The following is a 13,304-nucleotide window of genomic DNA, read 5'->3' as shown; positions in this document are numbered from 1 at the left end:
CCCCGGCAACCGACTGCTTCCCGGAGCCTTCCTCCGGGAAGCGACGTTCTTCAGGGCTTGACCGTGACGTTGATCTTGAAGGAGCGATCCACCAGGCCCGGCGTCAGCGCCTTGGCCAGGAAGAACTCCACCTCGAAAGTCCCCGGGTTACGGGGAGTGAAGAAAAACTCGCGGGTCGCCGGACCGCCGCTGGGAACCGGCTCGAAATTGGCTTCGCGCAGGCCCACGCGCTTGGCCGCCGTGGGCTCGATGGCCCAGGTGAACCCAGGCTGCTCGGGCAGGCGCACGGTGAGGCCGTGGTTGAGCCTCACGTCCACGGACGTGGGCACCTCGCCCTCGATGTGGACCATCTCCATCTCATCGCGAGACACCGCGCGCGCTTCCGACGGCCGCGGCTCCACGTTCTCCGCGATGATGCGACCACCCCAGCCGGAGAGCTTGTCCACCACGCCCATGACCTGCAGCGTGTGGCCCACGTTCTTGCGCAGGCTCTTCACGGCGGCCTTCCCCTCGATGAGGAAGGACACCTGCTGGCGGGTGCCGCCGTTGGAGACGACGAGGATGAACTCCTCGCCGTTCATCTCCAGATTTCCGCGCACGGCCGCGAAGCCCTTGATGCCCGCGCCCATGCCGGCCGCCGTCACCATGGAGACCTCGCCGGGCGACAGGTAGCGCAGCCGGGGCTCGGTGTCCGCGGGCGGCGCCTCGACGACTTCCGCCTCCGGCTTCTTGGCGGAGTACTTGCGCACGTCCACCACGCCGCCGTGGTTGGTCGTCTTGCGGATCATCCCGCTGACGGAGACCTTGTGATTCACGTAGGCCGGGAGGACCTCCTGATCCGGCCCCTGGAGCAGGAAGGTGAGCTCTCGCTTGTCGCGTCCCACCACCACCAGGTTGGGCATTTCGTTGAGGACGACCAGGCGGCCCTTGAGGCTGCCCTCGCCCATCACGCCACGGCCCTCTCCGGCGGTCAGCAGCTGCTCCATTTCACGCTTGGTGAGCGGCTCGCCCGGGGGCGGCAGCTTGGTGGCGCGCGGCTTCGGCTTCTCCACGGCGGGCACCGCGGGAGCGGAGGACTTGGAGCCCTTGCCCGACGCGCCCTTCGTCCCAGCGGGAGTCTTCGCGGCGGGAGCGGCGGCCTGCTTCGCCGTGGCGGACTTCGCCGCGGGAGCGGGCTTCGCCGCTGACTTCTTGGAAGGCGCCTTGTCAGCGGCCTTCTCCTTCTCGACAGCCTTGTCCTTTTCGACGACCTTCTCCTTGTCGGGAGCGGTCTCGACGGCCGCCTTCTTCGATGAACCCTTCACGCCCTTCGCTACTGACTCCGCGACCGCCTTCACCACCTTCGTCGTCGAAGTAGCGACCCGCTTGGACGCGTTCTTGATCAGGTCCAGCCGGGCGGATTTATCCTTCTTCGCGGCGGACTTCGCGCCAGTCTTTCCAGCGGGAGTCGCCTTCTTGGCCCCGGACTTGGGCTTGGCCATCGACGCTGTCTCCTTGAGAGTTCCCGTGTACTTTCAACGGGTTGCCACGCCACCCCCAGGAGGACTGGCAGGCTTCGCGATGATTGAAGCTTGTAACGATGATCAGGTGGGCTGTCAAACTAACACTTGATTTTCTCTCGGACTTTCGGTGCGAACCGGGCTGAAGATGACGCTCATGAACGACGCCGCGACGCTGCTTCCGGAAGACGAGGCCCGAGCCCGGGTTCTGGCCCTGGCCACGCCCCTGTCCGCCGAGTGGCTGGCCCTCGATGATGGCCTGGGCCGGACGCTCGCGGAGGACGTGCTCGCCCAGCGGACGCTGCCACCCTGGGACAACTCGGCGATGGACGGCTACGCGGTGCGCGCCGAGGACCTGGCGGGCCCGCTGCCGGTGAGACTGCCGGTGTTGGAGACCGTCTACGCGGGAGGCACGCCACGCCAGGAGGTCCGCCCGGGCACCTGCGTGCGGATCATGACCGGCGCTCCCCTCCCCCAGGGCGCGGACGCCGTGGTCATGCGCGAGCGGGCCCGGCCGGTGCCGGACGGGGGCGCGGATCAGGTGGACATCCTGGAGGCCGTGGAGCCGGGCCAGCACGTGAGGCCTCGGGGCGAGGACGCGAAGGAAGGGGCGCTGCTGCTCGCCCGGGGCACGCCGCTGGGCATCCCCGAGCTGGGGATGCTCTGGGCCCAGGGCATCCTGTCCGCGCCCGTCCCACGCGCCCCCCGGGTGGCCATCCTCTCCACCGGCGACGAGCTGTGCCGCGCCGACGAGCCGCCCCGGGGCCGCATCGTCGACACCAACGCCCCGTCCCTGGCCCTGGCGGTCCGCCGCGCGGGAGGGCAGCCGTCCCTGTTGGGCATCGCCCAGGACACCCGCGACTCCGTGGGGGAGTTCCTGGCGCGGGCCCAGGGCTTCGACGTGGTGCTCACCAGCGCGGGCGTGTCCGTGGGCGAGCGCGACTACGTGAAGGAGGTCCTCGCCGCCATCGGCGTGCAGCAGCACCTGTGGCGCGTGGCCATCAAGCCCGGCAAGCCGTTGGTGGTGGGCAAGCGCGGCAGCACCCTGTTCTTCGGGCTGCCCGGCAACCCCACCTCGTCGCTGGTGACGTTCGAGCTGTTCGTCAGGCCGGCGATCCGCCGACTGCTCGGCCACCTGGACGTGGAGCCCGCGCGGGTTCCCGGGCGCCTGGACGGTCGGCTGTCCAAGCCTCCGGGGCTGGCGCATTTCGTCCGGGTGACGGCCGCCTGGAGGGATGGCAACCTCTGGGCCCGCCCCCTGGCCACGCAGACGTCGGGCGTGCTCCGTTCAGCGGCGGCGGCCACGCATCTGCTGCACTTTGGCCGGGAAGCCAGCAGCTTGTCTCATGGGGACGCGGTGGAATTGCTACCGCTCTCCTGGGGGGCTTGAGAAACCGGAGTCGCCCGTCGTGCATCTCTTCGGGTGAACGTCAGGTGAGTCCGCCTTGACTTGCGCTCATGGGGGCACCTAACAGGGTGCTTCGCATCTGGAGACTGAAACAACATGTCGGACATTCGCTCACCCCAGGTTCTTCCGACCCGTAAGCCCACGCAGCACCTCGAGCGGTTCTCGGAAGCGGAAATCCCCACGCAGCGGGGTCCCTTGCGGACCATCGTGTTCAGGGACCGCCGCAATGGCCGGGAGCACGTGGCGCTGGTCGCGGGCAACGTGTCGGGCGTGGAGGGGGTGCCGGTGCGAATCCACTCCGAGTGCCTGACGAGCGAAGTCTTTGGCAGCCTGAAGTGCGACTGCCGCGAGCAGTTGGACCGGGCGCTGGACTTCATCACCCAGCAGAAGCTGGGCGTGGTGCTGTACCTGCGTCAGGAGGGCCGGGGCATCGGCCTGGGGAACAAGATCAAGGCGTACGCCCTCCAGGCCAAGGGGCTGGACACGTACGAGGCGAACCGTCAGCTCGGCTTCGCGGATGATTTGCGCAGCTACGACATCGCGGCGGAGATGCTGCGCTCGCTGGACGTACGCTCGGTGGACCTCATCACCAACAACCCCCTGAAGATCGCGGGGATGGTGGAGGAAGGCATTCCCGTCCTGCGTCGAATCCCTTCCCGGACCGAGCACAATCCGCATAACCTCGACTATTTGAGGACGAAGCGCGAGCGTACGGGGCACCTGATTGAGCTCTTCGCCGAGGACGACGACACGGAAGCCAAGGCCGGCTGAGAAGACGCCAGCGCGGCGGCGCAACGCCGTCGTGCGCAATCAGGCCCGCGTGCCCTTCGAGGTGCGCTTCTGGGGAGTGCGAGGCTCCATCCCCTCCCCCGGTCCGCAGACCAGGCGCTATGGCGGCAACACGCCGTGCGTGGAGGTGCGGTGTGGGGACGAGCTGCTGATCTTCGACCTGGGCTCGGGAGCGCGGGCGCTGGGCGATTCGCTGCTCACGCCGGGCGCGGGTCCGGTGCGCGGCAACATCTTCATCTCGCACTACCACTACGACCACCTGCAGGGCCTTCCCTTCTTCGCGCCCATCTTCATCCCGACGAGCGAGCTGACCGTGAACGGTCCGTCGCGCAACGGGCGCACCACGCGGGAGCTGCTGAGCGGGCAGATGGTGCAGCCCTACTTCCCGGTGACGGCGGAGGGAGCCTTCCGCGCGAAGCTCACCTACCGCGACTTGTCACCGGGTGGGACGCTCCAGATTGGCCCGGCCGAGGTGCGGTGGCTGGAGCTGAACCACCCAGGAGGCAGCCTGGGGTACCGCGTGGAGTGCGGGGGTCGCTCCGTGGTGTACGCCACGGACGTGGAGCACGGCAGTGAGTTGGACCCGGTGATGTTCGAGTTCGCGCGCGGCGCGGACCTGCTCATCTACGATTCCATGTACACGGAGGACGAGTACCACGGCCGCTGTGGGCCGGCGCGCACGGGCTGGGGCCACTCCACGTGGCAGGCCGCCGTGGCCGCCGCGGATGCCGCGCAGGTGAAGACGCTGGTGCTCTTCCACCACGACCCCGGGCGCGACGACGCGGCCATGGACAAGCTGCTGCGGCAGGTGCGCAAGCATCGCCCGGAGGCCATCGCCGCCAAGGAAGCGATGGTCCTCAAGCTGTAGCCGCGCGACGTGGACGCGGCCTCAGGCGCCGCGCCACGACACCGCGCGCTTCACCGCCTCGCGCAGCCCGACGAAGGGCAGGCGCTCCAGCGCGGTGGGCACGTCCACCCACTCGAAGGCCTCGTGCTCGGGCCCCAGACGGACCTCGGCGTCCGGCGGGGCGTGCACGGCGAAGGCGCTCTCCTCGGCGATGACGGGAGGCAGCGTCTCGCCGATGGCGAAGGAATGGCGGTAGGCCAGGTCCTCCGTGGGGAGCCGCAGGCCCGTCTCCTCCTCCAGTTCGCGGCTGGCGGCCTGGGCAGGTGACTCCCCTACTTCAACGCGGCCGGTGAGGATCTGCCAGAAGCCGCCGCGCTCGGGGCGACGTCGCCCGAGCAGCACGCGCGCCTCCGGACCGTGGCCTCGGACGACGGCGATGCTGACGGTGCGCAGGGGCGGCGGCGCATCCACGCGCTCGCTGTCGAACACCGCGCAGAAGCTCCGGGCGAGCGCCTCTTCCACGTCGGGGACGGGGACCGGGCTGCCACGCTCGCGCTGCATGGACGTGACGCCGGCCTCGCGGATTCCACAGGGCACGATGAAGCGGAAGTGCTCCATCTTCGTGTTCACGTTGAGCGCGAAGCCGTGCGTCGTGAGCCACCGGGACAGGTGGACACCGATGGCGGCGATCTTCCGCGTGTCGGGCGCGCCGTCTTCACCAATCCAGACACCGGGCCACTTGGGGATGGGGCCCGCGGTGATGCCCCACTCGGCCAGCACCTCCATGATGGAGCGCTCCACGTCGCGCACGTAGCGGCGGACGTCGCGGCGCGACTCCGGGAGCAGGAAGATGGGGTAGCCGACAATCTGTCCGGGCCCGTGGTACGTGACGTCGCCGCCCCGATTGGTCTCGAAGACATTCACGTCCTCGGCGGAGAGGCTCGCATCGGAGGCGGTGATGTTCTCCCGCTTCGCGCCCCGGCCCAGCGTCAGGATGGGTGGGTGTTCGAGCAGGAGCAGCACGTCGCCGCTGAGTCCTTCTCGACGTGAATCGCCGAAGAGGCGCATCAGGTTGAGGCCGTCCTCGTACTCGACCCGGCCGAGCCGGTAGACGGTGATGGTGTTCACGACGTTCCCTTCCGCCGGCCCTTTCGAGGGGGCGTCGGCTTCGTCACGTTCTCGAGTTCCCACGTACCTGGGGGAACCCGCTGGAGGAGGGCCCGCAGCTCGTGGCCGGCGCGGGGTGAGCGCTCGGCCTCGGCGGCGAAGGCCGTGAGGATGCTGTCGGACAGCACTGTCTTGGGCTCACGCAGCGCGAGTCGCGCGCGGGCCATCTCCACGTAGTCCGCTCGCGTGGGCTGACGCAGGCAGAGCAGCACCTGGACGTGCTCCAGGATGCTCACGGGGATGAGCCCGCGCACCGTGCGCGACAGGGCCTCCGTCGTGGGCACGGAGAGGCACTCCTCGCCTCCGCGCAGGAGGAGCTTCCCCGGCTCGGCGGCGAGTCCTCGCGCGCTGAGCACCACGCACGGTCGCGCCTCACGAGACAGGAAGGTGGAGAGGATGAAAGCCTCTTCAGAGCCCAGGCGCTCCACGTCCTCGATGAACACGGGCGAGGCCGATGCGACATCCGCGAGCGAGGCCACCGTCGATACGGACGAGGCCGATGCAGCCTCTCCGAGCGAGGCCACCGGGATGATGACTCCTCTGTGCTGACGCTGGAGTGAATGGAGGAGAGTGCTCTTCCCCCAACCCTCGGCGCCCACGAGCAAGATGCAGCGACCACCCGATTGAAGCGCTCGCTCCAGCGCGACACGGACGTCGGGCTGACCCACGAACTCCATCGCGGACTCGGAGCGCACCTGCGAACTCGGCGGCCCCACGGACTGCACCGCAGGCACGGAGCGCACCGACGAACGTGGCAGCTCGACGAGCCCCATCGCGGGCTCGGAGCGTACCGACGAACCCACGAACTCCACCTCCGGCTCGGAGCGCACCGGTGAACGCGGCTGTTCCACCGGACGAGGCACGGGGCTCACGTCCCCGAGCAGCGAGGTGGATTCCGTCAGACACGCCTTGCAGATGAAGGCCCCGGCAGGTCCCGCGACCAGGTCGCCAACTTCCGCGCGAGGGCGGCAACAGAACGAGCACCAGGCATCCAGCGCCGCGTCCGCGCGCGTGGGTCCACGCTCGATGATGCGCGGTCCGCGCCGGCGCCTCGGCGTGGCTTCCTCCGACACATGCGAAGCGGGGACCTCCCCATCCGAGTCCAAGTCACGCACGTCGGCCTGCCCCAACGGCGTGAGCATCAGGCCTCCACCGAAGGACTCCTCCCCTTCCGCCCCTCCTGGCCTCCATGCCGTCTCGAAGAGCTGCTCATCCACGGCGCCACGTGGGCGCTCCGCACGCACGAACTCCGAAGCGCGGAAGGACGGAGCCTCCCGAGCCACCGAAGGACCGTGCCCCTCGGAAGGCCCTGGCGCCACGGAGGCCGCGACGCGAACAAGCTGGGCCTCCAGCCTCTGGAGGTCTTCGCTCACCTCCGTGTCCAACACCCAGGCCGCGAGCTCGGGGGACTTCGTCGGAGGCTGGGACTCCACGTCGCGCAACGCCTCTTCCATCAGCCGTTGCCGAAGAGCGAGTTCCGGGAGCGGCACTGCCTCGACGGAGCGAACCAACTCATCCGCCAACCCGGAGTCCTCGTCCTCCGAGGACGACGCCGTCTCCGCCATCCCTTCCAGGCGATTCACCGCTTCGAGGATGTCCAGGCGGCTCATGTCCAGCCGGCGCGCATGGCGCAGCAACTGGAGCGCTCGGGGAGCATTGCCCGCGCTCCGGTAGTGCGCCGCCGCCTTGAGCAGGCACTCCACGGCGCGAGTCACATCACCCCGCAGCTCGGCGGACTGCGCGGCGCGGATCAGCTCGCGAGGGTTCTCGGCCATACGGACAGAGCCTAACCGTCTTGGTGGACCACCGCCCGGCCTCGACGCATGCCGCCGGACGGAATGCCCGGCGAGCGGTCAGCCCTCTCCCCGGCGGCCCAGGGGCCTTCCCGGCCCCCGAAACCCGGACGAGCCTCCCGCCCGGGCCCCGCTCGGCGCGACCTCACGCCATGGCGAGGAACAGCAGGTCCGGCTTCTCCAGGTACTTGATGACTTCGTAGACGAAGTCCGCGGCCACCGAGCCGTCGATGACGCGGTGATCGCACGAGAGCGACAGGTTCATCATGTCGCGGATGACGATCTGATCCTTCACCACGGCCGGGCGCTTCTTGAGCTTGTGCACGCCCATGATGCCCACCTCGGGGTGGTTGATGATGGGCGTGGCGAACAGGCCGCCGCTCTGCCCCAGCGAGGTGATGGTGAAGGTTCCGCCCGTCATCTCCGCCAGCGTCAGCTTGCGCTCCTTGGCCGCCGCGCCCAGCCGCGCCGTCTCGCGAGCAATCTCCGCCAGCGTCAACCGGTCCGCGTCCTTCACCACCGCCACCGTGAGGCCGTCCGGCGTCGCCACCGCCATGCCGATGTTGTACTCGCCACGCACCACCAGCTCCTGCGCCGCCTCGTCGAAGTTGGCGTTCAGGTGCGGGAACTTCTTCAGCGCGGCGATGGTCGCCTTGATGATGAACGGCAGGTAGTTCAGCTTCGTCGTGTCACCCGACGCCGCGAGCTGCGCGTTGAGCCGGGTGCGCAGCGCGACCAGGTCCGTCGCGTCCACCTCCTCCACGAAGGCGAAGTGCGGCATCGTGAACTTCGAGCGCACCATCTTCTCGGCGATCTTCTTGCGAAGGCCGCGCAAGGGAACGCGCTCGTCCGCCCGACCCGACGACACGGCCGGCGCCGCCGGACGCGCCTGCGCCGGAGCCGCCACCACGTTCTTCTGCTCCCCGCCACCCTCCAGCGCCGCCACCACGTCCGCCTTCGTCACCCGTCCCTGCGGACCGCTGCCGGGGATGGCCGCCAGGTCCAGCCCGTGCTCGCGCGCCATGCGCCGGGTCACCGGCGTGGCCAGCACCTTCGAGGCCTGCGCCGAGGCCCCCGCGGCCGGAGCCGCCGCCTGGGCCTGCGCGGGAGCCGCCGCCTGCGCCGGAGCGCCATGGCCCGAGGCCTGCGCGGGAGCCGCACCCTCGATCTCCAGCGTGACGAGGGGGTGGTGCACCTTCGCGATGTCCCCTTCCTTGCCGTGCGTCGACACGACGCGCCCGGCCTTCGGGCTGGGGACGGTGACGGTGGCCTTGTCCGTCATCACCTCGGCGAGCACCTGGTCTTCCTTGACGACGTCGCCAGCCTTGACGTGCCACTTGACCAGCTCGCCCTCCATCACGCCTTCACCGAGGTCGGGGAGCTTGAATTCGAAGGTTGCCATGGGGGTGTCTTTCCGAGAGGAACGGGGGTTGCGTCAAGCCACGAATGGAGGCCCGGTCAGCCGAGCCGCTCGAGGCGCTCGCGCTCCATCAGGCCCTTCATGAAGAACTCGGCGGCGCGGTAGCTGGAGCGCACCAGCGGACCCGCGGCCACGTAGAGGAAGCCGTAGGACTCGGCCAGCTTCTTGTACGACTCGAACTGCGCCGGGGTGACGAAGCGCTCCACCCGCAGGTGGTACTGCGAGGGCTGCAGGTACTGGCCCAGCGTGAGCACGTCCACGCCCACCTCGCGCAGGTCCTTGAAGGTCTGCTCCAGCTCCGCGTCCGTCTCGCCCAGGCCCACCATGACGGACGTCTTCGTGTAGAGGCCCTCCGGACGGTTCTTCAAATACTCGAGCACCTTGAGCGACTGGGCGTACTTCGCGCGGCGGTCTCTCACCGTCGGGGTGAGGCGCTCCACCGTCTCCACGTTGTGGGCGACGACGTGCGGCTTCGCCTCGGCCACCGTGGCCAGGTCCTGCTCCACGCCCTTGAAGTCGGGGATGAGCACCTCGACGATGGTGCGCGGGCTCTCCCGGCGCAGCTCGCGGATGGCGGAGGCGAAGTGGCTGGCGCCGCCGTCCGGCCGGTCATCCCGGTTCACCGACGTGACGACGATGTACTCCAGGTCCATCTCCTTGACGGCCTGGGCCAGGTGGATGGGCTCCATCGGGTCCAACGGCGGGGGCGCCCCCACCTTCACGTGGCAGAAGCGGCACGCGCGCGTGCACACCTCGCCCATCAACATCACCGTGGCCGTGCCACCGCCCCAGCACTCGGCGATGTTCGGGCAGCGGGCCTCCTCGCAGACGGTGGCCAGCTTCGTGCGCTTCACGATGGCCTTGACCCGCTCGTACCCTTCGCCGTGCGGCAGGCGGACCTTCAGCCAGTCCGGCTTGCGGGTGGTCTCAGTCACCTGGGGCAGCGGGAACCGATCAGGAGTCGCCATGGGTCGCGGGCCTTCTATGGTTTGGGCGGAAGACGTTCAAGCCTGAAGCCTCTAACGCGAGGCGTCAGCTCTGGCAGGCCCTTCGCGCGCGTCGTCTTCCTACTAATGCTCCCGACGTGGCCGGGCAGCCCTGGGGAGCGCCTCGGGCCGGCCCACCCCGGCTCCTTCCGGCGGGCCCGCTCCCCAGGCGTCCACCCGTGCTTCCGAGCGCCCGGACACGAAAAGGCCGTCCTCGGAGACGCGGCTCCGGGACGGCCCGAGCGGGCTCCCATGAGGAGCCCAGGACTCACACGCGGCCTAGAAGTGGCGCGGGTGGCCCAGCGTGGCCTCGGCGCCCTCGTGGACGATCTCCGAGAGCGTCGGGTGGGCGTGGATGGTGCCCGCCAGCTCCTCGGTGGTGATCTCCAGCTTCAGCGCGACGCAGGCCTCGGCGAGCAGCTCCGTGGCGTGCGGCCCGATGATGTGGATGCCCAGCACCTCGTCGTACTTCTTGTCGGAGACGATCTTGATGAGGCCGGTGGCCTCGTTGGTGATGGCCGCCTTCGTCACCGCGCCGAACGGGGCATTGCCGATCTTGACGTCGTAGCCGCGCTCCTTCGCCTTCTTCTCCGTCAGGCCCACCGAGGCGACCTCGGGGTAGCAGTACGTGGCGGACGGGGTGAGGTCGTAGTTGATGGGCTGCGGGTTCTTCCCGGCGATGTGCTCCACCGCGAGCACGCACTCGGCGCTGGCCATGTGGGCGAGCATCGGCGTGGGGATGACGTCGCCCACCGCGTAGACGTTGGCCTCGCTGGTGCGCAGCATGGTGTCGACCTTGATGTAGCCGCGCTCGGTCTTGATGGACGTCTTGTCCAGGCCCACGTCCTCGGTAACAGGCGAGCGGCCGACGGCGGACAGGAGGATCTCCGCCTCCAGCGTCTTGGTCTCGTTGCCCACCTTCATGGTGACGCGCACGCCATCCGCCGTGTGCTCCACCTTCTCCACCGCGGAGCCGGTGTGCACGTCGATGCCGCGACGACGGAAGATCTTCTCCAGCTCCTTGGAGATGTCCGCGTCCTCGATGGGGAGCAGCGCGGGCAGGTACTCCACGATGGAGGTCTTGCTGCCCACGTGGTTGAAGACGGAGGCGAACTCGCAGCCGACCGCGCCCGCGCCCAGGACGATGATGCTCTTGGGGATGCGGTCGATCTGCAGGATGGAGTCGCTGTTGAGCACGCGCTTGTGGTCCACCGGCACGTTCGGCAGGGACTTGGGCACCGAGCCCGTCGCGATGATGATGTTCTTCGCGTCCAGGACCTGCTTGGAGCCATCCTCGGCGGTGACTTCCACCTTGCCCTTGCCGGCGATGCGGCCGTGGCCCTTGATGACCGTCACCTTGTTCTTCTTCATCAAGAAGTCGATGCCGTTGGCACCCTTGGTGACGACCTTGTCCTTGTGCTTCATCGCGTTCGGCCAGTTGATCGTCGGGCTCGACAGGTCGATGCCGAAGTCCCCCGCCTCCTTGACGTGGTGGAACAACTCCGCCGTCCACAGGAGGGACTTGGTGGGGATGCACCCGCGGTGGAGGCAGGTACCGCCCAGACGCTTGTCCTTCTCGATGATGGCCGTCTTCAGCCCGAGTTGCCCCGCGCGGATGGCACCCACGTAGCCGCCAGGGCCCGAACCGATGATCACCACGTCGAACGTCTCAGCCACGCACGCCTCCGTCATTATTTGCGGATGGAACCCGGTGGGGCTGATAACCCCCGCTCCCGGTTGGAATCAAGGAGATTGCTCGTGCGCCGTTTCCCGCTCAGGACCCTCCTGCTGATGCTCGTGGCGTTGATCGCCTTCTCCCGGCTGTGGTGCGTGACGCACCAGGATGAAACGTCCGAGGCCCCGCCCGCGCGCCCTTCTCCCAGGGGGCGGACACTCCGTTGCGGGGACTGCTCGCCTCGCTCTGCGAGCACTGCCCCCCGAACGTCAACGCCTGCGCGCAGACCGTGTCCCGAGCGCTCCTGGAGACGGCCATCGGTCAGCCGCCGAACATCCCCGAGCTCCAGTGGAGCATGGATCACGCCGGGCCGGCCCTTCCGGCGGCCTGTGACACCCTCGCCCGACTGGGGCTCGCGCCCGCGGCCCAGGCGGAGGTCAACCTTCCCCCCACCGTGCGCACCCTCGTGGACGGGCTGGTGTCCCGGTGCCAGGGCCCGGAGCTGCTGCCCCTGTCGGTGCTGCGCGCCGCCGCCGCGCAGCAAGGCGCCCAGGCCCCGGCGCTGCTCACCGCGGCCAGCGCGAAGCCGGTGGAGTCCGCGCCCGTGAAACCGGATCAACTCCTGGGGGCCCAGCCCGCGCTCCAGGCGTTCGACGGCGATATCGTCACGGGCGTGGCGGTGAGCAACGCGACGCGAGGCGACCGCTGGTCGGCGGATGGAGCGCTGCGCGCGGGCTACGCGCCCACGCTCAAGCACCTGATGGGGTTCCGCATCCGAGCCCAGGGGCCGGGCACCTTGAGAGCCATCGTCCGCACGCCGAAGGGCGTGGGCTTGAATGATCCGGAAGGGGGCTTCTCGTTCGTCAATCCCACCGTGTGCCGGTTCCGAGGCACGGGCGAGTGGGAGACCTGCAACCCCGCCGCGCCCCTGGTGGATGTGGACGCGGTCAGCGTGTTCCCCGAGAGCGCGGACGGCAAGCTCCTCGAGTTGGAGATCCTCGGCGCGCGCTGAGCGCCGGGGGGTCAGGCGACCAGACCGCGGTCCTTGGCGAGTTGGAAGATGGGCGCCGCATCCTTCTTCAGGACGGCGCTGACGTCCTTGACGATGGACTCGCCCGACTTCGCGACCGAAAGGAAGTTGTCGAACGTCCGGGTGAGGATGAGCACGCCGGAGATGATGACGCGCTGGAGGTTGTGCTGCAGGTCCGTGCCCTCGTAGATGAGCCACGCCTGCTCGACACACGTCTTCCTCGCGTCGACGAGGAAGTTGTTGAGGATGGTGCGCTCGTTCGCGTCGGGAACCTTGGACTTCGGGCTCACGGAACCGATGTAGATGAGACGCGAGTTGAGCCGCGTCGAGGCCTCCTCCATCTGAGCCAGCATCGCCGCCACGTCCTCCTTGGTCGGAGGATTCTGCCAGCGGGAGAAGATGACTCGGTCGATGAGCTCTGCCTTGTACGTGGTGGGGCCGTTCACGATGCCTCCGGTGAGGCGGACGGTTTCGATTCCAAGAAGCGCCCGGCCGGCGTTCTCCACAGCGCCGCGCGTCTGGATGTGTAGCAGGAACACTCCTTTCGTTGAAGAGAGTCACTGCTGCACGCAATCACTCCTCCGTCGCGGCCCTGCTGTCCGGATGCAGCGGTGACGGAGAAATCCATCCGGGTCGACGCTGACACGGGCTGAAAACGGGGTTTGATACGTGGATTGCCCTGAGAGCCCG

Annotated in this window: 11 protein-coding genes; 4 read left to right on the top strand and 7 right to left on the bottom strand. The window is 68.8% G+C overall.

What is annotated here, in order from left to right; translation table 11 throughout:
- Window positions 1-50 precede the first annotated feature (50 nt).
- Window positions 51-1,481 carry a protease inhibitor I42 family protein gene (locus tag HUW62_RS09735; protein WP_163864547.1) on the bottom strand — a complete coding sequence of 477 codons (1,431 nt, stop codon included), beginning with the start codon at window positions 1,479-1,481 and terminating at the stop codon, window positions 51-53.
- A gap of 175 nt (window positions 1,482-1,656) precedes the next feature.
- Between HUW62_RS09735 and glp the strand changes: the two genes are divergently transcribed.
- From glp to HUW62_RS09720, 3 genes are all read left to right on the top strand, one after another.
- On the top strand, window positions 1,657-2,889 hold the full coding sequence (gene glp / locus HUW62_RS09730; RefSeq protein ID WP_163864546.1) for a gephyrin-like molybdotransferase Glp: 1,233 nt from the start codon (window positions 1,657-1,659) through the stop codon (window positions 2,887-2,889).
- A 114-nt stretch (window positions 2,890-3,003) separates the two neighbouring features.
- Complete coding sequence (ribA, locus tag HUW62_RS09725) at window positions 3,004-3,678, top strand: GTP cyclohydrolase II (RefSeq protein WP_163864545.1); 675 nt, start codon at window positions 3,004-3,006, stop codon at window positions 3,676-3,678.
- Window positions 3,679-3,727: 49 nt separating this feature from the next.
- Complete coding sequence (locus HUW62_RS09720) at window positions 3,728-4,564, top strand: MBL fold metallo-hydrolase (RefSeq protein ID WP_163864744.1); 837 nt, start codon at window positions 3,728-3,730, stop codon at window positions 4,562-4,564.
- A gap of 21 nt (window positions 4,565-4,585) precedes the next feature.
- Here HUW62_RS09720 and lipB read toward each other — a convergent pair whose 3' ends face one another.
- The 5 genes from lipB to lpdA form a co-directional block, all read right to left on the bottom strand.
- Entirely contained in the window at window positions 4,586-5,671 is a 1,086-nt protein-coding gene (gene lipB / locus HUW62_RS09715; protein ID WP_163864544.1) for a lipoyl(octanoyl) transferase LipB, read from the bottom strand.
- Window positions 5,668-7,485, bottom strand: coding sequence for a ClpX C4-type zinc finger protein (locus HUW62_RS09710; RefSeq protein ID WP_176434251.1), 1,818 nt, complete (start codon window positions 7,483-7,485; stop codon window positions 5,668-5,670). Before HUW62_RS09710 ends, lipB begins: the two co-directional genes overlap by 4 nt.
- Before the next feature lie 163 nt (window positions 7,486-7,648).
- Window positions 7,649-8,905 carry a dihydrolipoamide acetyltransferase family protein gene (locus HUW62_RS09705; RefSeq protein WP_163864542.1) on the bottom strand — a complete coding sequence of 419 codons (1,257 nt, stop codon included), beginning with the start codon at window positions 8,903-8,905 and terminating at the stop codon, window positions 7,649-7,651.
- 56 nt (window positions 8,906-8,961) lie between these two features.
- Entirely contained in the window at window positions 8,962-9,891 is a 930-nt protein-coding gene (gene lipA, locus HUW62_RS09700; RefSeq protein WP_163864541.1) for a lipoyl synthase, read from the bottom strand.
- A 297-nt stretch (window positions 9,892-10,188) separates the two neighbouring features.
- Window positions 10,189-11,586 carry a dihydrolipoyl dehydrogenase gene (gene lpdA, locus HUW62_RS09695; protein ID WP_176434250.1) on the bottom strand — a complete coding sequence of 466 codons (1,398 nt, stop codon included), beginning with the start codon at window positions 11,584-11,586 and terminating at the stop codon, window positions 10,189-10,191.
- 221 nt (window positions 11,587-11,807) lie between these two features.
- Between lpdA and HUW62_RS09690 the strand changes: the two genes are divergently transcribed.
- Window positions 11,808-12,596 (top strand): hypothetical protein, encoded by a 789-nt coding sequence (locus tag HUW62_RS09690; RefSeq protein ID WP_255203334.1) that lies wholly within the window; start codon window positions 11,808-11,810, stop codon window positions 12,594-12,596.
- Window positions 12,597-12,607: 11 nt separating this feature from the next.
- On the opposite strand, the gene HUW62_RS09685 is transcribed toward HUW62_RS09690, so the two are convergent.
- Entirely contained in the window at window positions 12,608-13,060 is a 453-nt protein-coding gene (locus tag HUW62_RS09685; protein WP_141647391.1) for a DofB protein, read from the bottom strand.
- Window positions 13,061-13,304 lie beyond the last annotated feature (244 nt).

Source organism: Myxococcus sp. AM011 (genome assembly GCF_013372595.1).
Taxonomy (GTDB): Bacteria; Myxococcota; Myxococcia; order Myxococcales; family Myxococcaceae; genus Myxococcus; species Myxococcus eversor.
This window is presented reverse-complemented; position numbering and strand designations above follow the sequence as displayed.

Coding starts and splice junctions, on each gene's coding strand:
- HUW62_RS09735 (WP_163864547.1), bottom strand. CDS start 1,481: ATGGCCAAGCCCAAGTCCGGGGCCAAGAAGGCGACTCCCGCTGGAAAG.
- glp (WP_163864546.1), top strand. CDS start 1,657: ATGAACGACGCCGCGACGCTGCTTCCGGAAGACGAGGCCCGAGCCCGG.
- ribA (WP_163864545.1), top strand. CDS start 3,004: ATGTCGGACATTCGCTCACCCCAGGTTCTTCCGACCCGTAAGCCCACG.
- HUW62_RS09710 (WP_176434251.1), bottom strand. CDS start 7,485: ATGGCCGAGAACCCTCGCGAGCTGATCCGCGCCGCGCAGTCCGCCGAG.
- HUW62_RS09705 (WP_163864542.1), bottom strand. CDS start 8,905: ATGGCAACCTTCGAATTCAAGCTCCCCGACCTCGGTGAAGGCGTGATG.
- lipA (WP_163864541.1), bottom strand. CDS start 9,891: ATGGCGACTCCTGATCGGTTCCCGCTGCCCCAGGTGACTGAGACCACC.